The following is a 24,318-nucleotide window of genomic DNA, read 5'->3' as shown; positions in this document are numbered from 1 at the left end:
GAGGACCCTATACACAAGGGCAGATACTGAAATCCGGACACTGGATACGTGGCTTCTGACAAAATGACTGGCGACATTCGTTTAGGAAAAAATGAAACGTCTGCACGTGGATCGGTCGCCATGAAGGTTGTGCAGTTGACCGAAGTCACCGCATTCCCAGTGGATCGACATAGCTGGGGTCAATTCGTCTACTCCGTCGCGGGCGTCGTCGAGTTGACGGTGAAAGGCAGCCGATATGCGGCGCCGCCAGACTTCGGCGTGTGGTTGCCGCCTGAGACCGAACATCTCGCCTGGGCTGGCGACGAAACCACGTATCTGCTTTTGGACATCGAACAGAGCCATTGTGACCGTCTTCCGCACCAAGCAAGCGTTCTCTCCGTCGGGCCGATCGCGAAAGCGATTCTTCTTGATTTGAAGAAGCGTGGCATACGAGAGCCTGAAAATGCCGATGATGCAAGGCTGATGCGCGTTTTGATCGATCAGCTGAGTGTTGGATCGCCTTTGGAGAGCTTCCTGCCATTGTCGAACGATCGCGCCCTAAAGCAAGTTCTGGAAGCACTTCTTCAAGACCCCGGTGACGGTCGATCTCTTGGCCAATGGGCGAACCACGTCCACAGCACGGAGCGTACATTGGCTCGTCGCTGCGCGCGCGATCTTGGCATGAGCTTTGTGAAATGGCGTCAGCGGCTTCGGCTAACCCGGGCTGTTCCCATGCTTGCCGATGGCCTTTCCGTTCAAACGGTCGCACTCAAGTTGGGCTACAGCACCACCTCTGCATTCATTGCGATGTTTCAGGATGCGATCGGGGCGACGCCCAACGCATTTCGAGGACGCTCGCGAGAGCACGACGAAGGCCGGTGAATAGCGGCCCCGACCAACTGAAGCATGAAGCGCCGGGAAGCAGGACACGGTGAAAAGCTCGGCTCCGCATATTGACATCCGGATTGAAGATCGCGATGCCGGAAACATCGAACGTAATGCCGGCAAAAAGGGCGCCATCCGGCAGCTGTTTCGCGCCGAAACGTGAACCCCACTCGCAGTACTGTCCTCACTGACCTCCATTTCCGGCACTGTACCGCGGAGATCGGGAAGCCATGTCCCCATGGGAATGCTGGCGATGGTATGGATGAGCGGGAATTGAAATCGATCCGGCCGATCAGACCCTTTCGCTCGATCCGTACGTTAACGCCATCCGTCTTTGCGAGAATGTCGACACGTCGCCCTTATGCGGCGCAGGCGTGCGCCAAACAGAGACCATTGCCTTTTCGACCGTCGACACCGGTTTTCGCTATGTGAGCCGCGCCTATCACGAAAAAGGAGCGTCTTATCAACGAAAGCACCTCCGCCTTGAACAGATCGGAACGGGCGGCTCGGGGTACCTGATCGGGCTCGCTGCCCGACGGACAAAGAGAAGCGCACTTGCAGTCATTGCAAAGGCGGAGGCCACATGCCCATCGGACAATCCATTTACCGAAGGCTGCACAATTTTCGCGCAAATGCATTTGTCGGCGAATTCGAAAGCAAGTGGCGATCACCGTCTCATGTAAAATCAACAAGTTACGATCTGGCACACCGTTTGCTTTGATATTTGCGAGTTGGTGGCTAGGGTTCCGGCGCTCTCTTTGGAAGCGTGCTGGTCCGAGAGCCACCACCGGCTGGGAGAGAAATCCCACCGGATGCACGGCGGGATAAAAGCCCGGGAGACCTCGTAAGCCAAGGGATTGGCGGCGCGATGGTCTTTGCCGATCCCTTTTTGAAAAAGCAAAAGGGGAATTTCTATGCAGACTTTTTCGAAGATTCTTTCCGTAGCGGCCCTTTCGGTATCGTTGGCTTTCGGGTTCGGCTCTGCCGCCGGGGCGGCGCCGAAAACCAGCTTCAAGGTCGCCTGGTCGATCTATGTCGGTTGGATGCCCTGGGGCTATGCGAGCGACCACGGCATCGTCAAGAAGTGGGCCGATAAATACGGCATCAACATCGAAGTCACCCAGTTCAACGACTACGTCGAGTCGATGAACCAGTATACGGCGGGCGCCTTCGATGCCGTGACGCTCACCAATATGGACGGTCTCTCGATCCCGGCCGCCGGCGGAGTCGACACGACGGCCGTCATCGTCGGCGATTTTTCGAACGGCAACGACGCCGTGATCCTGAAGGACAAGCCGAGCCTTGGCGACATCAAGGGTCAGAACGTCAATCTCGTCGAGTTTTCCGTCTCGCACTATCTGCTTGCCCGTGCGCTTGAAAGCATCAAGCTCAGCGAGCGCGACGTGAAGGTGGTCAATACATCAGATGCCGACATGGTCGCCGCCTACAAGACGCCTGATGTCAGCGCCGTCGTCACCTGGAATCCACTCGTCTCCACCATTCTGGAGGATCCTAGCGCCAAGAAAGTTTTCGACAGCTCGCAGGTCCCGGGCGAGATCATCGACCTAATGGTCGCCAATACCGACGTACTGAAGGACAATCCGAATTTCGGCAAGGCGCTTGCCGGCATCTGGTACGAGACGGCAGCGCTGCTGCGGGCCGATACCGCCGAGGGCAAAGCCGCCCGCGAAGCCATGGGCGCAGCATCCGGCACTGATCTCGCCGGCTTCGAGGCGCAGCTCGCCGCGACCAAGCTCTTCGACAAACCGGCCGACGCCGTTGCCTTCACCGCCTCGCCCAGCCTGCCGAAGACCATGGATCTCGTCCGCGGCTTCCTCTTCGAGAAGGGCCTGCTCGGCAATGGCGCGCCATCTGCCGACGTGATCGGTATCGAAATGCCTGACGGCAAGGTGCTGGGCGATGCCGCCAATGTGAAGCTCCGCTTCACCGAGACCTACATGAAGGCAGCGGCCGACGCCTCGCTCTGATCACAACAGGGGCGCGGTTCGCCCGCGCCTCCTCCCCTTTCCAAGCGGAGCATTTCCCATGCGTTGGATCAACACGAGGCCGAGCCGGGGCGCGCAGCTTGCCTTGACGCTGCTGCCCTTCGTGCTGCTCGCCCTTGCCTATGCCTTCGGCTCGGCAGCGCGACTGGCGGAAAACGCCAATGATAAGCTTCTGCCGAGCCTGGCGGGCTTCGCCGATGCGATCAACCGTCTTGCTTTCGTTGCCGACCAGCGCACGGGTGAATATCTGCTCTGGTCGGATACCGGAGCAAGCCTGATCCGGCTGCTCTCCGGCCTCGGCATCTCGACGGCGATCGCGCTTCTCATCGGCATGCTGATCGGCATGTTGCCTTATCTCCGGGCGCTGCTCGCCCCTTTCATCGCCGTTATCTCCATGGTGCCGCCGCTCGCGCTTTTGCCGATCCTCTTCATTGTGATGGGGCTCGGCGAAACCTCGAAGATCGCCCTCATCGTTATCGGCGTTGCGCCGACGATGATCCGGGACCTGGCATTGAAGGCGCTGGAGCTGCCCCGCGAACAGATCGTCAAGGCTGAAACGCTCGGCGGCTCCTCCTGGCAGATCGGCCTGCGTGTCGTGCTGCCGCAGATCCTGCCGCGGCTGATCACATGCCTCCGGCTGCAGCTCGGCCCCGCCTGGCTGTTCCTGATCGCCGCCGAAGCGATCTCGTCCGATTCCGGCCTCGGCTACCGTATCTTCCTCGTTCGCCGCTATCTTTCGATGGATATCATCTTTCCCTATGTCATCTGGATCACGCTGCTTGCCGTGGTCATGAACGCCCTGCTCGACCGCTTGCGGATCGCCGTCTTCCCCTGGTCGGAGCTGGAGAAGCAGGCATGAGCGAACTGAGGATCGAACGGGTCTGGAAGGAATATGGCGACCAGATCGTATTGGAAGACGTGTCGCTCACCGTCGCTTCGCGCGCATTCGTCGCCCTCGTCGGCCCCTCCGGCTGTGGCAAGACGACGTTTCTGCGCATGCTGCTCGGCCAGGAACAGCCGACAAAGGGCAAGATCCTGCTCGACGGCGAGCCTCTGCCACCGGAGCCGGGGCCGGATCGCGGTGTCGTCTTCCAGCGCTACTCCGTCTTTCCGCATCTGACCGTGCTCGGGAATGTGCTGCTCGGCCGGGAGTTTTCCGCCGCCCGCTATAGGGCCAGGCTCTTCGGCGCGGCCCGCCGCAACGCTCTCGATGAAGCGCGCCGACTGGTCGCCGAGGTGGGTCTTGCCGGTTCTGAAGGCAAATACCCGGCCCAGCTTTCGGGCGGCATGCAGCAGCGCCTTGCGCTCGCCCAGGCTCTGATCATGAAGCCGAAAGTGCTGCTGCTCGACGAACCCTTCGGCGCGCTCGATCCGGGCATTCGGGCCGAGATCCACACGCTGATGAAGCGGCTTTGGCACGAGACGCAGATGACTGTCGTCATGGTCACGCATGACATGCGCGAAGCCTTCACGCTTGCGAACCGCGTCGTGGCTTTCGAGCGCCGCCGCAACCGGCCGGAGGAAAGGGAGCGCTACGGCGCCACCATCACCAAGGATATTTCCATCTGGCCGCCGCGCCTTGCCGGCCAGCCGTCGATCTTCAGCCCCGACCGGGACGGCCCGGTCGCTTCCCTGGGGCACAGCCGGGACGACCTGGCACCGTCAGGAGAGTTGCAATGATGCATGTGGGACGCTCACCCGAAGAAATCGCCGCCAACCGCGCACGATATGAGGAGCATCAGAAGAAGGGGCTGGAATTCGCCCCCAAGGCGCTGCCCGGCCCCAGCCCCTTGCCGGCGCCGGCGATCGACACCGCCGCCGTCATCCACCAGGAAACCGTCCCCGGTGGCTGGTACTGGTCGACGAAAGTCTCGCGCGGCGAAGCGATCCGCGTTGATCAGGCGGAGGGCAGTTCCACCGTGGCGCTCGTCGCCTGGAGCGCCGCTGATACCAGCGAACGGATCAATCTCGTCGATACCGCCAAGGTCCAGTGGACGACGGCGCTCGGCAAGGGGCGCGTGATCTTCTCCGACATGGGCCGCGTCATGTTCTCGATGATCGAGGACAGTTCCGGCGCTCATGACTGTCTGATGGGCGGCTCGACCGCTGCCTCGAACGCGGCGAAATATCCGGGCGAAAAGACGCGCAATACCCGCGACAACCTGATCCTCGTCGCCGGCAAGCTCGGTCTTACCCGTCGCGATATTCCCGGCATCCTCAATCTCTTCGCGCCCGTGCGCCTTGCCGCGGCCGGCGGCTTCGGCTGGCAGGGCAAGCGTTCCAACAGCGGCGATTATGTCGAACTGCGTGCCGAGATGGACATGCTGGTCGGCTTTTCCAATTGCCCGCATCCCCTCGATCCGGATCCGAACTACCAGCCGAAACCTGTTGTCATCACGCGCTACAAGGCTGCAGTCCCGGCAGCGGACGATCTTTGCCGCACGGCAACGGCCGAAGCGGTGCGCGGTTTCGAAAACAACGCCTTGATGCAGGCCTGAGGAGAAGACGATGTCCGATTTCATTCAGACCTCCCCTGCCCGCGCCGTGGAAAATGCCGCGCAGGATCACTTCATCGCAGCCGAAGCGCCATGGTCCGGCATCGTGCGCAAGGGCCAGATCATCCGTATCGAGGATAGCTACGGCCAACAGGCGATCGACACGCTCTTCTATCGCGCCGACGATTTCTCCGAGCGCTATTCCAACCAGGACACGATGCGCATGCAGGGTGCCGCCTATGTCGGCATCGGCACGAAGATCATGTCGAGCGAAGGCAACGTCATGCTGACCATGACGGCCGACAGCTGCGGCCGCCACGACACCTCGGCCGGCGCCTGCTCCTGCGAGAGCAATACGGTGCGCTTCGGCCACGGCACGAAGTATCTGCATGCCTGCCGCGACAACTTCCTGCTCGAAGTTTCGAAACACGGCATGGGTAAGCGCGATATCGTGCCGAACATCAACTTCTTCATGAACGTGCCGATCCAGCCGACCGGCGAGATGACGATCGTCGACGGTATTTCCGCGCCCGGCGACTATGTCGAACTCGTCGCCGAGATGGATGTGCTCTGCGTCATCTCCAATTGCCCGCAGGTCAACAACCCGTGCAACGGCTTCGATCCGACACCGATCCGCGTGCTGATCTGGGATGGCGAGGCCTGATCATGTTCAAGAAAATCCTGATCGCGAACCGCGGCGAAATCGCCGTGCGGGTCATCAAGACGCTGCAGCGCATGGGCATTGCCTCGGTCGCCGTCTATTCCGATGCCGACCGTTTCGCCAAAGCGGTGATGATGGCCGACGAAGCCGTCCGTCTCGGCCCGCCGCCGGCCGGCGAAAGTTACCTGAATGTCGATGCCGTCATCGCCGCGTGCAGGTCGACGGGAGCGGAAGCCGTCCATCCCGGCTATGGTTTTCTCTCCGAAAATATCGGTTTTGCCGAGCGGCTTGCCGCCGAAGGCATCGCCTTCATCGGCCCTCGGCCGGAGCATCTATCGGCCTTCGGCTTGAAACATACGGCCCGCGAACTCGCCAAGGCGAACGGCGTACCGCTTCTGCCCGGTACGGGCCTGTTGTCGAGCGCCGAGGAAGCGCTTTCCGCAGCGGAAGCGATCGGCTACCCGGTGATGCTGAAAAGTACGGCCGGCGGCGGCGGCATCGGCATGCAGCTCTGCGCCGATCCGGAAAGCCTGAAGGCTTCGTTCGAGAGCGTGCAGCGCACGGCGCGCGCAAGCTTCGGCGACGCACGCGTCTACATAGAACGCTCCGTGGCCGAGGCCCGGCATGTCGAGGTGCAGATCTTCGGCGACGGCAGAGGCAACGTCATCGCGCTCGGCGAGCGGGACTGCTCGCTGCAGCGGCGAAACCAGAAAGTGGTCGAGGAGACCCCTGCCCCCGGTCTTTCAGCTGCAACCCGTGGCCGCCTGCACAAGGCAGCCGTCGATCTCGGCGCTTCGGTTTCCTATGAATCGGCAGGCACGATCGAATTCATCTACGATCCGCTGCGCGAGGAATTCTATTTCCTTGAGGTCAACACGCGTCTTCAGGTCGAGCATCCCGTCACGGAAGCCGTGTTCGGCATCGACCTCGTCGAATGGATGATCCGCCAGTCCGCGGGCGAAGACGTGCTCTCCGGCGCCAAAACACTGGAGCCGAAAGGTGCGGCGATCGAAGTGCGCGTCTATGCCGAGATGCCGCATGCCGACTTCCGCCCGAGCGCCGGGCTGCTGACGGAGGTCGTCTTTCCCCAGGACGCGCGCATCGACGGCTGGATCGAAACCGGCACGGAGGTGACGCCCTTCTACGACCCGATGCTTGCCAAGGTGATCGTCTCCGCTCAAGACCGCCCGACGGCGATCGAAAAGCTGAAGAAGGCTCTAGCGGAAACATCGATATCCGGCATCGAGACCAATCTCGATTATCTCAGCGCCATCGCCGGCTCCAAACTCCTCGCCGGCGGCAAGGTGGCGACGACGGCGCTGCGCGATTTTTCCTTCGTGCCTGACGTCATCGAGGTGATCGCGCCCGGCGCCCAATCGAGCATTCAGGAATTGCCGGGCCGGCTTGGCCTCTGGCATGTCGGCGTGCCGCCGAGCGGCCCGATGGACGAGCGCTCCTTCCGCCACGCCAACCGCCTCGTCGGCAACGGCGATATGGTTGCAGCGCTAGAGCTGACGGTCTCCGGCCCGGTGCTGAAGTTCCATACCGATACGCTGGTCGCGCTTGCCGGCGCCAGAATGGCGATGAGCGTCGACGGCGAGACGCTGCCGCATGACGTGGCCGTGATGATCCGCGCCGGTCAGATCCTCTCGATCGGCAGCATCGATGGACCGGGGCAGCGCGCATACCTCGCCGTCGCGGGCGGTTTTGCCGCCCCGCTCGTCCTCGGCTCCCGCGCCACCTTCGGCCTCGGCCAATTCGGCGGCAACGCCACCGGCACGCTAAAGACCGGCCACGTTCTGCATCTTGCCCGCAAGGCCGCGACCGTGCCGCCGATGCCGGCGACGGAGCCTGCGGAACTGACGCACGAATGGGACGTCGGCGTTGTCTACGGTCCGCATGGGTCGCCGGATTTCTTTCAGGACAGTGATATAGAAACGCTGTTTTCGACGAGCTACGAGGTGCATTTCAACAGCGCCCGCACGGGGGTGCGCCTCATCGGCCCCGCGCCAAATTGGGCGCGTAGCGACGGCGGCGAGGCTGGCCTTCATCCCTCCAACCTGCATGACAATGCCTACGCCATCGGCGCAATCGACTTCACGGGCGACATGCCGATCATCCTCGGGCCCGACGGGCCGAGCCTCGGCGGCTTCGTCTGCCCGGCGGTGATTGTCCGTGACGAGCAATGGAAGATGGGTCAGTTCAAGCCTGGCGACCGGATCCGTTTTCATCCCGCCGTGCGGCCAGAAGATCCGGTCGCCGGCCCAGTCGTGCATCGGGCAAGGGAGGAGGCGGGCTCGCCGATCATCGGCAAGCGCGACGACGGCCCGGTGTCCGTCGTCTATCGCCGCCAAGGCGACGACAATCTGCTCGTCGAGTATGGACCGATGACGCTCGATATCGCCCTGCGGCTCAGGGTGCACCTGCTGATGCAAGCCGTATCGCGGGCACGTCTGCCGGGGATCATCGATCTCACGCCCGGCATCCGTTCGCTGCAGATCCACTATGACGGTACGGCACTGACCCGCAAGCGCCTGCTCGGCCTGCTGGCAGAGATCGAGGCGGGCCTGCCGGCCGCGCAAGACGTCAAGGTGCCGAGCCGCATCGTCCATCTGCCGCTTTCCTGGAATGACCCGGATGCCGAGCTCGCCATGCGCAAATATCAGGAACTCGTGCGGCCAAACGCGCCCTGGTGCCCTGATAACATCGAGTTCATCCGCCGCATCAATGGTCTGCCGGACGAACAGGCGGTGCGCGATATCGTCTTCGACGCCAGCTATCTCGTGCTTGGGCTCGGCGATGTCTATCTCGGCGCACCGGTCGCGACACCGGTCGATCCGCGCCATCGGCTGGTGACGACAAAATACAATCCGGCCCGTACCTGGACGCCGGAAAATGCCGTCGGCATCGGCGGGGCCTACATGTGCATCTACGGCATGGAAGGCCCTGGCGGTTATCAGCTTTTCGGGCGTACCATCCAGGTCTGGAATACATGGAGGCAGACGCCGGTGTTTGCCAAGGACAAGCCGTGGCTGCTCGACTTCTTCGATCAGGTCCGCTTCTTCCCCGTCAGCCACGAAGAGCTGACCGAAGCCCGCGCCGCCTTTCCGCACGGAGGATATCCGGTCAGGATAGATGAAAGCGAGTTCTCCTATGGCGCCTATGAGACCGGGCTTGCCCGCGAGGCCGCCGCCATAGGCGCCTTTAAAGCGAGGCAGCAGGCTGCATTCGAAACGGAGCGGCAACGCTGGAAGGAACTCGGCCTCGACAGCTTCACCGTCGATGAAAGCACCGGCGCCAGCCTTACCGGCGAGATACCGCAGGGTTGCTTCGGTGTCGAAAGCGCCGTGCCGGGCAACGTCTGGAAGATCCTCGTCGAAGAAGGGCAGCCGGTGGCCGCCGGCGACACATTGGCCATCATCGAATCCATGAAGATGGAAATCAACGTCACCGCACATGCCGGCGGCCGCGTCCGCGATCTGCGCGCCGGCCCCGGTCGCAATGTCAAAGCCGGCGATGTGCTGGTCATTCTGGAGGAAATCTAATGCTCCCCACCATTCTTGATCTTGCCTCGCTGCGGTCCGCCTATGTGGCGGGCCTGTCCCCGCTCGAGCTGGTGGAAGAGGTCATCGCAAGATGCAGTGCGTCCGACGATCCGGCCATCTTCATCACGATGACGCCCGAGGAAGAATTGCGCGCCGCCGCCCGCGAGCTGGTGGCCCGCGCGCCCGAACCGAACAGCCTGCCGCTCTGGGGCATTCCCTTCGCCGTCAAGGACAATATCGATGTCGCCGGCCTGCCGACGACGGCTGCCTGCCCAGCCTTCGCCTATCACCCGCAGGCGGATGCGACAACGGTTGCACGGTTGCGGGCGGCCGGCGCCCTCGTGATCGGCAAGACCAATCTCGACCAGTTCGCAACGGGGCTGAACGGCACGCGCTCGCCGCACGGCGCGCCGCGTTCGGTTTTCGATCGCAACTATGTCTCCGGCGGCTCCAGCTCTGGTTCGGCCGTCGCCGTGGCGGCCGGTCTGGCAAGCTTCTCGCTCGGAACCGACACGGCCGGTTCCGGCCGCGTGCCGGCCGCTTTCAACAATCTCGTCGGCATCAAGCCGACGCCGGGGCTGGTGCCCAATGTCGGCGTGGTGCCGGCCTGCCGCAGCGTCGATGTCGTCACCGTCTTCGCCGCGACGGTCGGCGACGGCATCGCCATCCGCCGGATCATGGAAGGCTATGACGCCCGGGATCCGTTTTCACGGCAAGCCACACCGGCGAGCCTGCCGTCGACGCGCCCGCGCATCGGTGTCCTCGATGGTGCGGAACGGGAATTTTACGGCAACAGGCAGGTGGAGGCGCTCTATGACGCGGCAATCGAAAGGGCGCGGTCGCTGGGTGCGGTGATCGTGTCCTTCGACTACGCGCCTTTCCGGCAGGCGGCCGAGCTGCTCTACAATGGCCCCTGGGTCGCCGAGCGGCTGGCGGCGGTCAAGGAATTCCTGGCAACGAATGACGGCGACTTCGACCCGACGGTGCGAGTAATCATCGAAGGGGCAAAGGCCTACGATGCCGTCGACGCCTTTGAGGGCCGCTACAGGCTGGAAGCATTGCGGCAGAAAACAAGGGCCGAATGGGAGAAGGTGGATTTCCTGATGCTGCCGACATCCCCCACCACCTACAGCGTCGAAGAAATGCAGGCGGACCCGATCGTCAAGAACAGCCATTTCGGCCGCTATACCAATTTTGCGAACTTGCTCGATTGCTCGGCGATCGCCATTCCCGCCGGCTTTGACGCAGACCGTCATCTGCCTGCAGGCGTGATGCTGGTGGGACCCGCCTTCACCGATGATGCGCTGGCGCCCTTTGCCGACGCCCTGCACCGCACGGCGGAAGCGGGAATGGGTAGGGACCGCAACATCGCGCTGCCAGAGGAAAGCCGCGTTTCACCGCCGGCCGACGACTTCGTCCCGATCGTCGTCGTCGGTGCCCATCTGACTGACATGCCGCTGAACCACGAACTGACGCGAACGGGCGGATACAGGTTGAGAACGGGACGAACGGATGGCAGCTACCGCCTCTTTGCCCTCCCCGGCACGATCCCGCCCAAGCCCGGGCTGGTGCGCGATCCGGCCTTTGCCGGCGATGGCGTGGAGATCGAGATCTGGGCGCTGCCACCGGCCGCATTCGCCCGTTTTGTCCAGAACATTCCAGCGCCGCTCGGCGTCGGCAAGATCACGCTCGACGACGCGAGTTGCATCACGGGATTCTTGTGTGAAGCGCATGCGGTCGCGGGCGGCCGGGAGATCACCGAATTCGGCGGCTGGCGCAACTATGTTCGCTCAACCAGCCCGGCGGCGTGAAGGGAGAGAGGATGCAAGGATTTCTATCGAAGGCAGCACAGCTTCTTCTGAGGGGTCTCATTGCCAGGACCTGCGCGATCTCGGCGAACAAGCCTCAAAAAGGCATCGGTCCGGCCGCAAATTGATGCTTTTCGCGCGCAATAATTTTCCCTACTCACTGCTTGAAAGCAACGAGAGGTGCGGCGATGGCGATGCCATTCTACTGGAACGAACTCAATACCGGCGATTTCGCCGGCCTTTCGCCCGACACGACCATTGCCATCCTTCCGATCGCCTCTACGGAACAGCACGGTCCGCACCTGCCGATCGCGACCGATGTTGCAATTGCCAACGGCATGCTGGCTGAGCTTCGAAAGCAGAAGCCCGCCGATCTCGATTTCCTTGTTCTGCCGACGCAGGAGATCGGAAAGGCGAATGAACACGTTTATGGGCCGGGAACGCTGTCGCTCAGCGCAGAACTCTTGATTCCGGTCTGGACGGCGATTGGCGCCAAGGTGGCCGAAGCCGGCATCCGCAAGCTGGTGATCGTCAATTCTCATGGCGGCAACGTCGATATCATGAGCATCGTCGCGCGCGAACTGCGCGTGCGTCACCAGATGGCCGTCGTCTCCACGCAATGGGGCCGCTTTGGACACCCGGAGGGGATGATCGGCGAACAAGAGCTGAAATACGGCATCCACGGCGGCGAGGTGGAAACTTCGCTCATGCTCCATTTCCGGCCGGACCTGGTGCGGATGGACAGGGCGGAGAACTTCACCTCGAAGGCGGAGTGGATGCGCGGGCAATCGAAATACATCCAGCCGCTGCCGCCGCATTCGCTCGCCTGGATCGCCCACGACCTCAATCCCAACGGCGTCGTCGGCGACGCGTCGCTCGGCACCGCCGAGAAGGGCGAAGCGATCTGCCGCCACCAGGTCAAAGGGTTCATCGAACTGCTCCATGACCTGAAGCGCTACCCGCTTTCCAATCTCTATTCGAGATAGGTCTGCGCCGCGGCACCGCTCACATCGCTGCGGGTTTTTCCGCCGCGATGTGGCCTTTGGCCTGCAATTCCTCCACCAGACCGGCGAGTTCAGCCAGGAGATATTCGACGAAGAGACTGGTCGCGGAATCGAGCGGCGCGCGGGCGCGGGCAAAAAGCTTCATCGGCTGGTGGCGGGCATGCGGCTCCGCGATTGGCCGGAAGACCAGCTCGCCCTGGCGGCATTCGGTGATGACGTCGAGCGGATTGAGGATCGTCAGCCCCGCTCCCGACTTGACCAGCTTCTTCAGCATCTCCGAGGCATTGGTTTCGAGCACCGGCTCGACATGCACGTCGAGGCGCGCGAGCGCCAGATTGATCACATCGCGCAGGCTGGTGCCTTGCTGCGCCAGCACCAGGCGCTCCTGGACGATATCCGCCAGGTTGATCGGGCCGGACCCGATCAGGTGGTGACCGGGGGGCAAAACCACACCGATCGGAATGTCGAAATTGCCAAGCGTCCGGATGCCGGGCGTTGCCGGAATATTGAAGCCAAGGCCGATATCCACCTCGCCTGAGATCACCGGGTTGACGGTCATCGTACCGGCGTCGTTGCGCAACTGCATGAAGACACGCGGATGCTCCGACTGGAACCGGGCAATGATGTCGGGCAGCGGACCTGCCGCCAGGCCAACCGTGGTGACGATGCGGACCTTGCCGGCCTGCTGCATCTTCAGGCTGCGGATGCGCCCCTCCAGCCGCTCGTAATTCTTCAGCACCTCGCGAATATGTTCGATGCAAAGTTCGCCGGCGGCCGTCAGCCGCAGACCGCGCGGCAGGCGCTCGAAGAGCGGCGCGCCCATCTCCTCCTCCAGCGCAAGAATTTGCCGGTTGATCGCCGACGACGCCACGTTCAGCCGCGCCGCCGCCTTGCGGATCGAGCCGGTGCGGGCGATCTCATTGATGTAGATAAGCTTTCTGGAATGCAGCATCGCAACCTCGTTGCATAAAAATAAAGCAGACGCACAAATTAGGCACAGGCTTTCGCTGAGATGCCGAAAAGGCATCATTGCGCACGAAATTTGATGCTTTTCAAAGAGCAACGCAACCGCTCCTATGAGGAAAATGGAACGTCGCGATGGGCGTTCCGCGCTCAGAAGGGGAACGCAGATCATGGCCGATGCACTGAAGAATTGGGGCCTTTCCGCACTTGCCGGTCTTGGCGGCGCGCTTGCCGCCATGGCCTCCGCCCATGCGGCCGACAAGGTGAGTTACGGCACGAACTGGCTAGCCCAGGCCGAACACGGTGGGTTTTACCAGGCGGTCGCCGATGGCACCTATGCCAAACACGGCCTCGACGTGACCATCGTGCAGGGCGGCCCGAACGCGGCAAACAGCGCGCTTTTGATCTCCGGCAAGATCGACTTCTACATGGGCGGCCCGCAGGGCGAAATCTCGGCCGTCGAACAGGGCATTCCGCTCGTCGATGTCGCGGCGATCTTCCAGAAGGATCCGCAGGTGCTGATCGCCCACCCGGACGCCGGCATCGAGAAATTCGAAGACCTCGCGAAGCTGAAGACGCTGTTTCTCGGCAAGGACGGCTACCTCACCTATTTCGAATGGATGAAGGCGAATTTCAAAGGCTTCAAGGACGAGCAATACAAGCCCTACAATTTCAGCCCGGCTCCGTTCCTCGCGGACAAGGAGTCCGCGCAGCAAGGCTACCTCACCTCGGAGCCCTATGAGATTGAGAAGCAGGCCGGCTTCGAACCTAAGGTCTTCCTGCTCGCCGACAACGGCTACTCTCCCTATTCGACGATGATCACCACGACGCAAACGATGATCGACAGTAAGCCGGATGTGGTTCAGCGCTTCGTCGATGCCTCCATCGAGGGCTGGTACAACTATCTCTACGGCGACAACCGCAAGGCGAACGAACTGATCAAGAAGGATAATCCTGAAATGACGAATGGTCAGATCGCCTATTCGATCGCCAAGATGAAGGAATACGGCATCATCGAGTCCGGCGACAGCCTGGACAAGGGCATCGGCTGCATCACCGATGCCCATTACAAGGCGTTCTTCGAAGAGATGGTCGCGATCAAGGTCTTCAAGCCGGAGACGGATTACACCAAGGCGTTTACGACGAAATTCGTCTGCAAGAGCACCGGCATGGCGATGAAGAAGTAGGCTGGCCGCACCCCCCAATGATCCGCCGCGGGTCGCGGCGGATTGCAACTTCCCGCATGAACGAGACAGGCAATGCCGTTAGCAGAAGCCCAGGCCGTATTCCCGCAAGAGACGCGCAAGCGGCCACTGGTCGTCATGCGCTCGGTTTCGAAGGTCTTTTCCAGCGGAACCGTCGCACTTTCGGACATGTCACTCACCGTCGAAAGCGGCGAATTCGTCAGCCTCCTCGGCCCTTCCGGCTGCGGCAAGTCGACGGCGCTGCGCATCATCGCCGGCCTCGGCGACGCGACATCGGGGGCGATCGACTGGCCGAGTTCGCGCATCAATTCGAAAGGCCTGCCGGAGGGCGATATCGGCTTCGTCTTCCAGGAGCCAACGCTGATGCCCTGGAAGAACGTATTCGACAATGTCCACCTGCCGCTGAGGCTGAGGCGTGTTTCGAAAGCGGCAGCCTCCAAGCGGATCATGGATGTACTGACCACGGTCGGTCTGCAGGATTTCGCCAAGGCCTATCCGCGCGAACTTTCCGGCGGCATGAGGATGCGGGTCTCGATCGCCCGCGCGCTGGTGACGAAACCGAAACTTCTGCTGATGGACGAGCCCTTCGCCGCACTCGACGAAATCACCCGTCAGAAGCTCAACGACGACGTGCTGCGGCTCTGGAAGACGACCGGCATCACCGTCATCTTCGTCACCCATTCCGTCTTCGAGTCGGCCTATCTCTCGAACCGCATCGTCGTGATGAAGGCAAGGCCCGGCCGGGTGCACGCAGACGTCCCGCTAACGACCAGCCTGGAGCGCGATGCCTATTACCGCAGTTCCGAAGAATACAGGAAGGCCTGCGAGACGGTCTCCCATTCGCTCATCGGCGCAATCAATTCGGCTGGAGATCATTGATGAGCGACGAGACCGGCGCATCGCCCCATCCGGATGCCGCGAGCGCCAGGCGCCGCGATCTCGCCTTGCGGATCGCCGTTCCATTGCTCGTCATCGCTCTCCTCCTTCTGATCTGGTACGCCTATGTGAAACTGTCAGACGTGCCGCCTTATATCCTGCCGGGGCCAGCGGCTGTGGCGAACGCCTTCGTGACCGACTGGGCCACGCTTGCGCCCGCCTTCTGGGTCACCACCAAAATCACCTTCCTGTCGCTGATGCTGGCACTTGTCGGCGGCGTCGGCTTTGCGATCTTCCTCGTGCAATCGCGCTGGATCGAACTCGCCTTCTATCCGCTCGCGGTCATTCTGCAGGTGACGCCGATCGTCGCGATCTCGCCGCTGATCCTGATCTATGCGCCCTCGACGCAGGTGGCGCTTTTGATCTGCGCCTTCCTCGTCGCCTTCTTTCCGATCCTGTCGAACATGGTCCAGGGGCTGAAAAGCGTCGACCACAATCTCATCAATCTCTTCGAACTCTACGGCGCCTCCCGCTGGCAGACACTGCTCTATCTCAAGCTGCCCGCCGCCCAGCCCTATTTCATGACAGGCCTTAGGATCGGCGGCGGCCTGGCGCTGATTGCCGCCGTCGTCGCGGAATTTGCGGCAGGATCGGCGGGTGCGGGTTCCGGGCTCGCCTTCCGGCTTCTCGAAGCTCAGTACCGGCTCAACATCCCCCGCCTCTTCGCCGCGCTGCTGATGCTTTCGCTTCTCGGCGTCGCGATCTTTGCCCTCACCTCGTTCATTTCCTGGCTTGCCCTGCACCGCTGGCACGAGAGCAGCCTGAAACGGGAAAACTGATGACCTATCCCTTCATCTCTCCGCCCAATGCCGGCCGCTTCGCACTGTGCAACGCGACGCTTCCCGCCGCCGCCACCGTCGGATTTGACGCGCCTGCCGTCGAAGGTCTGATCAAGGCCGATATCGTCATCACCAATGGCGTCATCTCCGCACTGCTGCCGGCGGGCGAAACGCCGGCGGAATTCGCGAGATCCGACCTGAAGGAGGGCATGGTCTGGCCGTGTTTCGCCGACATGCACACGCACCTCGACAAGGGGCATATCTGGCCGCGCAACGCCAATGCGGACGGCACTTTCATGGGCGCGCTGGAGGCCGTGCGCACGGACCGCGAAGCGAACTGGTCAGCGGCGGATGTCTGGAAACGCATGGAATTTTCGCTGCGCTCGGCCTATGCGCACGGCACCAGCCTGATCCGCACGCATCTCGACTCGCTGGCGCCGCAGCACCGCATTTCCTTCGAGGTTTTTGCCGAGATGCGCGAGGCATGGAAGGACCGGATCGCGCTGCAGGCTGTAGCGCTCTTCCCGATGGAAAATATGGCGGATGCGGCCTTTTTCGCCGACCTGGTTGCTGTCGTACGCGAAAAAGGCGGACTGATCGGCGGCGTCAGCCGGATGACCGCCGATCTCGACAGCCAGCTCGACGTGCTTTTCAGGGCTGCCGCCGACAACGGCCTCGATGTCGACCTCCACGTCGACGAGACCGACGATCCCGCTGCCGAGACCTTGAAGGCGATTGCCGAGGCCGTGCTGCGCAACCGGTTCGAAGGCCAGGTAACGGCCGGCCATTGCTGCTCGCTCGCCCGCCAGGACGAGGAGGCCGCAAAGCGCACGGTCGAGCTCGTTGCAAAGGCCGGCATTTCCATCGTCTCGCTGCCGATGTGCAACATGTATCTGCAGGACCGCTACCCCGGCCGGACACCGCGCTGGCGCGGCATTACTCTCTTCAAGGAACTGGCCGCGGCCGGTGTGGCAACGGCGGTCGCCTCCGACAATACCCGCGACCCCTTCTACGCCTACGGCGATCTGGACCCGGTGGAGGTATTCCGCGAGGCGGTGCGCATCCTGCATCTCGATCACCCATTGGATACGGCCGCGCGCATCGTCACCACTTCGCCCGCCGATATTCTCGGCCGCTCCGATATGGGCCGCATCGCCGTCGGAGCCCCGGCCGATCTCGTGCTCTTCAGCGCCAGGCGCTGGAGCGAATTTCTTTCCCGTCCGCAGTCAGACCGCGTCGTCCTTCGCCGCGGCAAGGTGATCGACCGCAGCCTGCCGGACTATCGTGAACTCGACAGCGTCGTTGGAGCCTGACATGCCGGATTATCAGACGATCAAGAAGGAACTCGAAGGCATCGCCGTCGAGGACAATCCGGCGCTGGTGCGCCAGAAGAGCCGGGACTTCTACTGGTATTCGCCGATCCTGAAGGCGCAGCTCGACAATGTGACGGCCGACCTCGTGGTTACCCCGAAGACCGAGGAAGAGGTCATCCGCACGCTGAAAGTGGCTTTCGCCCATGGCGTGCCGGTAACGCCGCGCGGCGCCGGCACCGGCAATTACGGCCAGGCCATGCCGCTTTCCGGCGGCATCGTCCTGAACCTTGCCGGCATGGACAAGGTCAAGGAAATCCATCCCGGCCGGGTGATCTGCGAACCTGGCATCGTGATTGCCCAGCTTGACAGGCAGACCAAGGCCCATTCCGGCCAGGAGCTGCGCTTCCATCCGTCGACGGCGCAGACGGCGACCGTCGGCGGTTTCATCGCCGGCGGCTCCGGTGGGGTCGGCTCGATCACCTGGGGCGGCCTGCGCGATCTCGGCAATATTCTGCGCCTGCGCGTCGTCACCATGGAAGCCGAACCGCGCGTGCTCGACCTCACCGGCTGGGACCTGCAGAAGGTCAGCCATGCCTATGGCACCAACGGCATCATCACCGAGATCGAAATGCCGCTGGCGCCAGCCTATGACTGGGTCGACGTGCTCGTCGGTTACGACGACTTCATGGCCGCCGTACGCTTCTCGGATGCGCTCGCCAAATGCAACGGCATCCTCGTCAAGGAGATCGCGCCGATCGCCGCACCCATACCGCATGATTATTTCACCCGCCACAAACCCTATATTCGCAAGGGCCAGTCGGTGGTGGTGCTGATGATCGCGCCGCATTCAATGGACGCGTTCCTGGCCTTCGCCGCCGCGCACAAGGGCGAGGTCATCTTCCGATCCGATACGGTCGAAAGCATGAAGGGCATTCCGCATGCCTATGAGCTTGCCTGGAACCACACGACGCTGCGCGCCCTGAAGGTCGATCCCAACTTCACCTATCTGCAGGTTCAGTATCCGGGGCCGGATCACGTGGCCAAGGTCGCCAAGATGGTCGAGATCTTCGGGGACGAAGTGCCGGGCCATCTCGAATTCATCAGGTTCGACGGGCAGATCCAGTGCTCCGGCCTGCCGTTGGTGCGCTATACCTCGGAGGAACGCCTCGAGGAGATCATCAGGATCCATCAGGATCACGGCTGCCCGATCTTCAATCCGCACCGATACACGCTCGAGGAAGGCGGCATGAAACGCACCGACAAGGTGCAGCTCGCCTTCAAGCACGAGACCGACCCGAGGGGGCTCCTCAATCCCGGCAAGATGATCGCCTGGGAGAACCCCGATTTCGATTTCGATGCCGGCAAGAACTATCTCTTCCCAGGGCTTGCGAGCGTCATGGGGGCCTCATGAGAGTTCTCGTCCTTCACTCGCATCCGGTCGAGGAAAGCTACGGTAAGGCGCTTTACAAACAGACGCTGGAAAGCCTTCGCAAAGCCGGTCACGAGGTGGATGCCTGCGATCTCTATGCCGAGAAATTCGATCCCGTGCTGTCACGCAACGACCGGCTCGCCTATCACGACTATCCCGGCAATACCGCACTGGTGAAGCCCTATGTCGATCGGCTGAAACAGGCCGAAGGACTGGTGCTGGTGACGCCTGTCTGGAATTTCGGTTTCCCGGCAATCCTCAAGGGCTATTTCGATCGTGTCTGGCTCCCGGGCGTCTCTTTCGAACTCGTCGACGGCAAGGTGGAATCGCGGTTGCGCCATATCACCAAGCTCGCCGCCGTGCTGACCTACGGCGCAACCCCATTCCGCGCCTTCGTGGCCGGCAACCCGCCGAAGAGGATCGTCAAGCGCGTGCTGAGGGCGCAGATCAATCCGCTTCGGCCGGTCACCTTCCTTGCTCATTACGACATGAACAATTGCACGCCTGAAACACGGGCGCGGTTTCTGGAAAAGGTGCAGATGGCGATGGAACGGTTCTGACACGCGTCATCACAATATTTTGGCGGCGGTGACCTCGACTTCGACGAGGAATTCCGGCCGGGTGAACCCGCCGACGATGATCAACGTCGAGACCGGCTTCGGATCGAGCGTATAGCGATCGCGCACCGCCATATAGGCCGGAAAATCCTCACGCTTCGTCACGAATGCCGAAATGCGGATGACATCCGCAAAACTCATGTCCGCATCGGCGAGAATGGCCTTGATCGCTTCGAAACAAAGCTCCGCCTGTTTGCCGATATCTTCCGGCACCTTTTCGTCGAGACCGATGCCGAGCTGGCCTGAAACGACGAGCAACGAAGCCCCTGGCGGCACCAGCAGCCCGTGATTGTAATTTCCAAATGGACGGCGGACGGACGGCGGATTGAAAATCTTCTTCATCGGCACTTCCTGCTGAAGCGGAACACTAAGCATCGTTCCCATCTAGTTGACTAACAAGGACAGGAAAGGATGCAAAGGGCGGTTTCCGCCTACTCCTGGGCACCCCTCTCCGACGTCAAACGCCGCGCTCTTTCCGCTCGGCAGCGGCCGCAAAGACGGCGCTGGCATCGCTGACGATTTCCACATGCGCATAGGCGGCGCGCGCGGCGGCCGCGCCATCCGCTCGCATGATCGCGGTCACGATCACGTCATGCTCGTCATAGGATTTCGCCAGCCGGCCGGACAGCCGGAACTGCGCTCGACGAAAGGGCGCAAGCCGGGCCCTGCTCTGCGTTACCAGCTCATAAATGTGCTCGTTGTGCGAGCCGCGATAAAGCCGGCTGTGAAATTCGGTGTTATAGGCAGCATATTCTTCGTCGGCACCCTGGCGCACGAGCCGGGCCGAGGCGCGGTGCTCGATTTCCAACAGGCGCCGTTCTTCGATCGTCATCCGCTCGGCGGAAAGCCGCGCGCAAATGCCCTCGAGCTCCGCCATCGCCTCGAACATCGAATGCAGATAAGTTTCCGTCACATTGGTGACGACGGCGCTGCGGTTCGGTTCGCGTTCGACAAGCCCCATCGCTCCGAGCTCCCGGAGCGCCTCACGGACCGGGGTGCGCGACACTTCGAAACGGGCTGCCAGCGAAATTTCGTCGAGCTTGTCACCCGGCAGCATCTGCCCGGTCACGATCATGTCGGCGATTGCCCGCACCATCTGCTCGACAGTCGTTCCTGCCCGGATGATCTCCCGGCGCCGGATCTGCTTCGATGGGTCACTCTGGTCCTTGGTCATGCTGCATACACATGCATTGTCCGCGAAACAAAGTCAAATACGGAAACAATACATTGTTTTCATTTGAAAAACTGAATTAATCCGCGGCTGGAAACAAGCTCACTTTCTTTGTCACGTGGAATTTCAGCCAACTTTATAGGCTTTGCATAAATTTTATACTTTGAATCGATGAAATTGCATACACTTACGACACCCGTCGAGCGGCTTTAAAATTGCCGTTGAAAAATCAATCCCTTAATATCTGGCACATCAGTTGCATACACTTCCCCGTAACCAATGCACCGGCAGAACCGCCATAAGGGGAGCATTCCAATGACCAAACTCCTTTCCATGAACCGCCGCAATTTTCTTCAGGCTTCTGCCGCTGCCGCCCTCGCCGGCGCCGCACCCGGCCTCCTATCCTCGCGCGCCCTTGCCCAGAGCGCCCTTACCGTCGGATTCATCTATGTCGGTCCGAAGGACGACTATGGCTACAACCAGGCGCATGCCGAGGGTGCAGCCGCCGTCAAGGCGCTGCCCGGCGTCACCGTCGTCGAGGAAGAGAACGTGCCGGAGACGGTCGACGTCCAGAAGACGATGGAATCGATGATCAACCTCGACGGCGCGGCTCTGCTTTTCCCGACCTCCTTCGGCTATTTCGATCCGCACATGCTGGCGATGGCCGCCAAATATCCCGATACCCAGTTCCGCCATTGCGGCGGTCTCTGGCAGGAGGGCAAGCACCCGGCCAATACCGGCTCCTACTTCGGTTACATCTTTCAGGGCCAGTATCTGAACGGCATCGCGGCCGGCCATACGACGAAAAGCAAGAAGATCGGCTTCGTCGCCGCCAAGCCGATCCCGCAGGTGCTGCAGAACATCAATGCCTTCCTGCTCGGCGCACGCACCGTCGATCCGACCATTACCTGCCAGGTGATCTTCACCGGCGAATGGTCGCTCGCCGTCAAGGAAGCCGAAGCCACCAACGCGTTGGTCGATCAGGGCGCCGATGTCATCACCTGCCATGTCGACAGCCCGAAGGTCGTGGTCGAGACGGCGGCGGGCCGCGGCGCCTTCGTCTGCGGCTATCACGCCAACCAGAGCCCGCTCGCGCCCGAGAAGTACCTGACCGGCGCCGAATGGGCCTGGGGCAACGTCTACAGCGACTACGTCAAAAAGGCCCAGGCCGGCGAAAAACTCGGCAACTTCGTGCGCGGCGGCCTGAAGGACGGCTTCGTCAAGATGAGCGCACTCGGCCCCGGCGTTTCCGAAGGCGGGCGCAAGGCCTTCGAGGCCACCCACGCCGAGATGATGAAAGGCGGCTTCTCGGTCTTCAAGGGACCGCTCAAGGACAACAAGGGCAGCACTGTCGTGACCGCCGACAAGAGCTACGCCGAAGACGCGATCGAGCTCGAAAGCATGAACTATCTGGTCGAAGGTGTCGTCGGGTCCACGGCGTAAACCGCAAAGGGAGAAGCGCCATGACCGTCCAGGCCAATGATCCCGCAATATCCATCGCCGAAAACCCGGCTTCGCTGCGCCCCATCCTCGCATGGATCGCGCGAAAAGCCGAACCTCTTGTCATCGGCCTTGCCGCCATCCTGACCGGTCTTGCGCTCTTCTCCCTGTTCATCCTGGCGATCGGCAAGTCGCCGGTGGTGCTTTTCCAGCTCATGTATACCGGCGGCTTCGGCAGCTGGTTTTCGGTGCAGAACAGCCTAAGCCGTGCCGCACCCCTTCTCCTGACGGCACTCTGCGTCGCCCTGCCCGCCCGCCTCGGCCTCGTCATCATCGGCGGGGAAGGAGCGGTCGTGCTGGGCGGCGTTGCCGCCGCGGCCATGACCATGCCGCTCGCGGGTTCGGCGCCGGTCTTGCTGACGCTCGTTCTCATGGGAATTGCCGCCATGGCGGCCGGCGGCATCTGGATCGGCCTTGCCGGTTTCCTGCGCCACTACCGCGGCGTCAACGAGACCATCTCGTCGCTGCTGCTCTCCTATATCGCCATCGCCTTGATGAACCAGTTCGTCGAAGGGCCGCTGCGCGATCCTGCTAGCCTCAACAAGCCGTCGACCAAACCGCTGCCTGCTGAGTACATGCTCGGCAACATCCCCGGCATGGACGTGCATTGGGGCCTTGTCATCGGCATTGTCGCCTGCATTCTCTCCTGGATCCTGATCGAGGTGACGAGTTACGGCTTTGCCGCCCGTATTGCCGGCGGCAACGTGCGCGCGGCCCAGATCCAAGGCTTGCCCGTGGGCCGGCTGATTGCCGGCTTCACCGCGATCGCCGGCAGCTTCGCCGGGCTTGCCGGCATGATCGAGGTCGCCGCCGTCCAGGGCAGCGCCAACGCCTCCCTTGCCGCCGGCTACGGCTATACCGGCATCCTCGTCGCCTTCCTGGCCAGACACAACCCGCTGGCGATCATCCCCGTGGCGATCCTCCTCGGCGGCATCGACGCCTCGGGCGGCCTGATCCAGCGCCGCATGGGGCTGCCTGATGCCACCGTGCTGGTGCTGCAAGGCATGCTCTTCCTCGTCATCCTGTTCTGCGAAACCTTCTACGGCCGCTTCAAGATCTTCAATCCCGACCTCTGGAAAAGGAGCCTCTGATGGAAGAGACAGGCATCGGCATCTGGGGCGTGCCCCTCGCCATCCTTGCGGGCGCCATCCGCGTGTCCACCCCTTTCATCTTCGTCAGCCTGGGCGAGACGATCACCGAGCGCTCCGGCCGTATCAATCTCGGTCTCGAAGGCACGCTCGTCTTCGGCGCGATGACGGCCTATGCCGTCGCCGTCATGACCAACTCCCCCTGGCTCGGCGTCCTTGCGGCCATGGCGACAGGCGCGATCTTCGGCCTCGCCCATGGCTGGATCTGCAGATGGCCGAAGGTCAACGATATCGCGATCGGCATCGCCATGATGCAGTTCGGGCTGGGTCTCGCCTTCTTCCTCGGCAAGCCCTTCATCCAGCCCGCAGCGCCGCATCTGCCGGCAATTCCACTCGGCTTCTGGTCCAGTCTGCCGCAGATCCAGGCGGCGCTGAACATCAACGTGCTCTTCCTCCTCGGAGCCACCCTCGCCTTCCTTCTCTGGTGGGCGTTCAAGAATACCCGCATCGGTCTCGTCCTGCGCGTCGTCGGCGACAGTACCGATGCTGCGCGGGCCATGGGCATCGATCCGGACCGCGTGCGACTGCTCGCCACCGCCGTCGGCGGTTCGCTGGCGGCGATCGGCGGCGCCTATCTCTCGCTCTATTATCCCGGCTCCTGGAACGAGGGCATTTCCTCCGGTCAGGGCCTGATGGCCGTAGCCCTCGTCATCTTTGCCAGATGGAATCCTGTCGGCTGCTTTCTTGCCGCCCTGCTCTTCGGCGGCGCCGGCGCGCTCGGGCCGGCGCTGCAATCGGTTGGGGTAAGCGAGGGCTATTATCTCTTCTATGCCGCCCCTTACGTGCTGACGCTGGTCATTATGATCGCAACCTCTTCGCCGACACGTTCGCTCGCCGGTGCGCCGGGGGCGCTTTCCCTGACAAAGTAGCACGA

At 62.2% G+C, this 24,318-nt stretch carries 21 protein-coding genes and 1 riboswitch; of the genes, 18 read left to right on the top strand and 3 right to left on the bottom strand.

The window, feature by feature from the left end:
* The first annotated feature begins 48 nt into the window (after positions 1 to 48).
* The 9 genes from ATY77_RS03950 to ATY77_RS03905 all read left to right on the top strand — a co-directional run bounded on the left by ATY77_RS03950 (position 49) and on the right by ATY77_RS03905 (position 12,365).
* Positions 49 to 861 (top strand): helix-turn-helix transcriptional regulator, encoded by an 813-nt coding sequence (locus ATY77_RS03950; protein WP_245314280.1) that lies wholly within the window; start codon positions 49 to 51, stop codon positions 859 to 861.
* 730 nt (positions 862 to 1,591) lie between these two features.
* A riboswitch (guanidine-I (ykkC/yxkD leader) is annotated at positions 1,592 to 1,705 on the top strand.
* A gap of 73 nt (positions 1,706 to 1,778) precedes the next feature.
* Positions 1,779 to 2,852 (top strand): putative urea ABC transporter substrate-binding protein, encoded by a 1,074-nt coding sequence (locus ATY77_RS03940; RefSeq protein ID WP_088675095.1) that lies wholly within the window; start codon positions 1,779 to 1,781, stop codon positions 2,850 to 2,852.
* Positions 2,853 to 2,910: 58 nt separating this feature from the next.
* Positions 2,911 to 3,729 carry an ABC transporter permease subunit gene (locus ATY77_RS03935; RefSeq protein ID WP_038691029.1) on the top strand — a complete coding sequence of 273 codons (819 nt, stop codon included), beginning with the start codon at positions 2,911 to 2,913 and terminating at the stop codon, positions 3,727 to 3,729.
* Positions 3,726 to 4,550 carry an ABC transporter ATP-binding protein gene (locus tag ATY77_RS03930; protein ID WP_088686157.1) on the top strand — a complete coding sequence of 275 codons (825 nt, stop codon included), beginning with the start codon at positions 3,726 to 3,728 and terminating at the stop codon, positions 4,548 to 4,550. The genes ATY77_RS03935 and ATY77_RS03930 overlap by 4 nt, the downstream gene beginning before the upstream one ends.
* Entirely contained in the window at positions 4,547 to 5,368 is an 822-nt protein-coding gene (locus ATY77_RS03925; protein ID WP_088686156.1) for an urea amidolyase associated protein UAAP1, read from the top strand. The genes ATY77_RS03930 and ATY77_RS03925 overlap by 4 nt, the downstream gene beginning before the upstream one ends.
* Before the next feature lie 10 nt (positions 5,369 to 5,378).
* Entirely contained in the window at positions 5,379 to 6,029 is a 651-nt protein-coding gene (locus ATY77_RS03920; protein ID WP_038691053.1) for an urea amidolyase associated protein UAAP2, read from the top strand.
* Between the two features lie 2 nt (positions 6,030 to 6,031).
* The gene (gene uca / locus ATY77_RS03915; protein ID WP_088686155.1) at positions 6,032 to 9,571 is read left to right on the top strand and encodes an urea carboxylase; all 3,540 of its coding nucleotides are present in this window, start codon (positions 6,032 to 6,034) and stop codon (positions 9,569 to 9,571) included.
* Complete coding sequence (gene atzF, locus ATY77_RS03910; protein ID WP_088686154.1) at positions 9,571 to 11,382, top strand: allophanate hydrolase; 1,812 nt, start codon at positions 9,571 to 9,573, stop codon at positions 11,380 to 11,382. The genes uca and atzF overlap by 1 nt, the downstream gene beginning before the upstream one ends.
* Before the next feature lie 185 nt (positions 11,383 to 11,567).
* A complete protein-coding gene (locus ATY77_RS03905) occupies positions 11,568 to 12,365 on the top strand; it encodes a creatininase family protein (protein ID WP_088675100.1) in 798 nt (265 codons plus the stop codon).
* A 19-nt stretch (positions 12,366 to 12,384) separates the two neighbouring features.
* On the opposite strand, the gene ATY77_RS03900 is transcribed toward ATY77_RS03905, so the two are convergent.
* Positions 12,385 to 13,335: a LysR family transcriptional regulator gene (locus ATY77_RS03900; protein WP_088686153.1), complete on the bottom strand. Its 951-nt coding sequence runs from the start codon at positions 13,333 to 13,335 to the stop codon at positions 12,385 to 12,387.
* Positions 13,336 to 13,582: 247 nt separating this feature from the next.
* On the opposite strand from ATY77_RS03900, the gene ATY77_RS03895 reads away from it, so the two are divergent.
* The 6 genes from ATY77_RS03895 to ATY77_RS03870 all read left to right on the top strand — a co-directional run bounded on the left by ATY77_RS03895 (position 13,583) and on the right by ATY77_RS03870 (position 19,568).
* A complete protein-coding gene (locus ATY77_RS03895; RefSeq protein ID WP_245314297.1) occupies positions 13,583 to 14,533 on the top strand; it encodes an ABC transporter substrate-binding protein in 951 nt (316 codons plus the stop codon).
* Between the two features lie 72 nt (positions 14,534 to 14,605).
* On the top strand, positions 14,606 to 15,430 hold the full coding sequence (locus ATY77_RS03890) for an ABC transporter ATP-binding protein (protein ID WP_088675103.1): 825 nt from the start codon (positions 14,606 to 14,608) through the stop codon (positions 15,428 to 15,430).
* Positions 15,430 to 16,266, top strand: a complete 837-nt coding sequence (locus ATY77_RS03885) for an ABC transporter permease (RefSeq protein WP_086156363.1) — start codon at positions 15,430 to 15,432, stop codon at positions 16,264 to 16,266. Before ATY77_RS03890 ends, ATY77_RS03885 begins: the two co-directional genes overlap by 1 nt.
* Entirely contained in the window at positions 16,266 to 17,579 is a 1,314-nt protein-coding gene (locus tag ATY77_RS03880) for a cytosine deaminase (RefSeq protein WP_088686151.1), read from the top strand. The genes ATY77_RS03885 and ATY77_RS03880 overlap by 1 nt, the downstream gene beginning before the upstream one ends.
* 1 nt (position 17,580) lies before the next feature.
* Positions 17,581 to 18,990 carry an FAD-binding oxidoreductase gene (locus tag ATY77_RS03875; RefSeq protein WP_088686150.1) on the top strand — a complete coding sequence of 470 codons (1,410 nt, stop codon included), beginning with the start codon at positions 17,581 to 17,583 and terminating at the stop codon, positions 18,988 to 18,990.
* Positions 18,987 to 19,568: an NAD(P)H-dependent oxidoreductase gene (locus ATY77_RS03870; RefSeq protein WP_088675106.1), complete on the top strand. Its 582-nt coding sequence runs from the start codon at positions 18,987 to 18,989 to the stop codon at positions 19,566 to 19,568. The genes ATY77_RS03875 and ATY77_RS03870 overlap by 4 nt, the downstream gene beginning before the upstream one ends.
* A gap of 9 nt (positions 19,569 to 19,577) precedes the next feature.
* Here the strand turns inward: ATY77_RS03870 and ATY77_RS03865 are convergent, their stop codons facing one another.
* Positions 19,578 to 19,967: a Rid family hydrolase gene (locus ATY77_RS03865; protein WP_088675107.1), complete on the bottom strand. Its 390-nt coding sequence runs from the start codon at positions 19,965 to 19,967 to the stop codon at positions 19,578 to 19,580.
* Positions 19,968 to 20,082: 115 nt separating this feature from the next.
* Positions 20,083 to 20,799, bottom strand: a complete 717-nt coding sequence (locus ATY77_RS03860) for a GntR family transcriptional regulator (protein WP_088686149.1) — start codon at positions 20,797 to 20,799, stop codon at positions 20,083 to 20,085.
* Between the two features lie 312 nt (positions 20,800 to 21,111).
* Here ATY77_RS03860 and ATY77_RS03855 point away from each other — a divergent pair, with 312 nt between their 5' ends.
* Genes ATY77_RS03855 through ATY77_RS03845 form a run of 3 tightly spaced genes read left to right on the top strand, consistent with a single transcriptional unit; the run spans position 21,112 to position 24,313 of the window.
* The gene (locus ATY77_RS03855; protein ID WP_088686148.1) at positions 21,112 to 22,239 is read left to right on the top strand and encodes a BMP family ABC transporter substrate-binding protein; all 1,128 of its coding nucleotides are present in this window, start codon (positions 21,112 to 21,114) and stop codon (positions 22,237 to 22,239) included.
* A gap of 20 nt (positions 22,240 to 22,259) precedes the next feature.
* A complete protein-coding gene (locus tag ATY77_RS03850; RefSeq protein ID WP_088686147.1) occupies positions 22,260 to 23,387 on the top strand; it encodes an ABC transporter permease in 1,128 nt (375 codons plus the stop codon).
* Positions 23,387 to 24,313, top strand: coding sequence for an ABC transporter permease (locus tag ATY77_RS03845; protein WP_088686146.1), 927 nt, complete (start codon positions 23,387 to 23,389; stop codon positions 24,311 to 24,313). Before ATY77_RS03850 ends, ATY77_RS03845 begins: the two co-directional genes overlap by 1 nt.
* Positions 24,314 to 24,318: the final 5 nt, after the last annotated feature.

Source organism: Rhizobium sp. R634, assembly GCF_002211305.1.
Lineage (GTDB): Bacteria > Pseudomonadota > Alphaproteobacteria > Rhizobiales > Rhizobiaceae > Rhizobium.
The sequence above is the reverse complement of the archived record's forward strand: the minus strand, read 5'-3'. Positions and strand labels throughout refer to the sequence as shown.

Bases quoted from the DNA above. Each gene is read 5' to 3' on its own strand.
- ATY77_RS03940 (WP_088675095.1), top strand. From the start codon at position 1,779: ATGCAGACTTTTTCGAAGATTCTTTCCGTAGCGGCCCTTTCGGTATCG.
- ATY77_RS03880 (WP_088686151.1), top strand. From the start codon at position 16,266: ATGACCTATCCCTTCATCTCTCCGCCCAATGCCGGCCGCTTCGCACTG.
- ATY77_RS03865 (WP_088675107.1), bottom strand. From the start codon at position 19,967: ATGAAGAAGATTTTCAATCCGCCGTCCGTCCGCCGTCCATTTGGAAAT.
- ATY77_RS03870 (WP_088675106.1), top strand. From the start codon at position 18,987: ATGAGAGTTCTCGTCCTTCACTCGCATCCGGTCGAGGAAAGCTACGGT.
- ATY77_RS03860 (WP_088686149.1), bottom strand. From the start codon at position 20,799: ATGACCAAGGACCAGAGTGACCCATCGAAGCAGATCCGGCGCCGGGAG.
- ATY77_RS03885 (WP_086156363.1), top strand. From the start codon at position 15,430: ATGAGCGACGAGACCGGCGCATCGCCCCATCCGGATGCCGCGAGCGCC.
- ATY77_RS03895 (WP_245314297.1), top strand. From the start codon at position 13,583: ATGGCCTCCGCCCATGCGGCCGACAAGGTGAGTTACGGCACGAACTGG.
- ATY77_RS03855 (WP_088686148.1), top strand. From the start codon at position 21,112: ATGACCAAACTCCTTTCCATGAACCGCCGCAATTTTCTTCAGGCTTCT.
- ATY77_RS03930 (WP_088686157.1), top strand. From the start codon at position 3,726: ATGAGCGAACTGAGGATCGAACGGGTCTGGAAGGAATATGGCGACCAG.
- ATY77_RS03890 (WP_088675103.1), top strand. From the start codon at position 14,606: ATGCCGTTAGCAGAAGCCCAGGCCGTATTCCCGCAAGAGACGCGCAAG.
- ATY77_RS03920 (WP_038691053.1), top strand. From the start codon at position 5,379: ATGTCCGATTTCATTCAGACCTCCCCTGCCCGCGCCGTGGAAAATGCC.
- atzF (WP_088686154.1), top strand. From the start codon at position 9,571: ATGCTCCCCACCATTCTTGATCTTGCCTCGCTGCGGTCCGCCTATGTG.
- ATY77_RS03900 (WP_088686153.1), bottom strand. From the start codon at position 13,335: ATGCTGCATTCCAGAAAGCTTATCTACATCAATGAGATCGCCCGCACC.
- ATY77_RS03845 (WP_088686146.1), top strand. From the start codon at position 23,387: ATGGAAGAGACAGGCATCGGCATCTGGGGCGTGCCCCTCGCCATCCTT.
- ATY77_RS03850 (WP_088686147.1), top strand. From the start codon at position 22,260: ATGACCGTCCAGGCCAATGATCCCGCAATATCCATCGCCGAAAACCCG.
- ATY77_RS03875 (WP_088686150.1), top strand. From the start codon at position 17,581: ATGCCGGATTATCAGACGATCAAGAAGGAACTCGAAGGCATCGCCGTC.
- ATY77_RS03905 (WP_088675100.1), top strand. From the start codon at position 11,568: ATGGCGATGCCATTCTACTGGAACGAACTCAATACCGGCGATTTCGCC.
- uca (WP_088686155.1), top strand. From the start codon at position 6,032: ATGTTCAAGAAAATCCTGATCGCGAACCGCGGCGAAATCGCCGTGCGG.
- ATY77_RS03935 (WP_038691029.1), top strand. From the start codon at position 2,911: ATGCGTTGGATCAACACGAGGCCGAGCCGGGGCGCGCAGCTTGCCTTG.
- ATY77_RS03925 (WP_088686156.1), top strand. From the start codon at position 4,547: ATGATGCATGTGGGACGCTCACCCGAAGAAATCGCCGCCAACCGCGCA.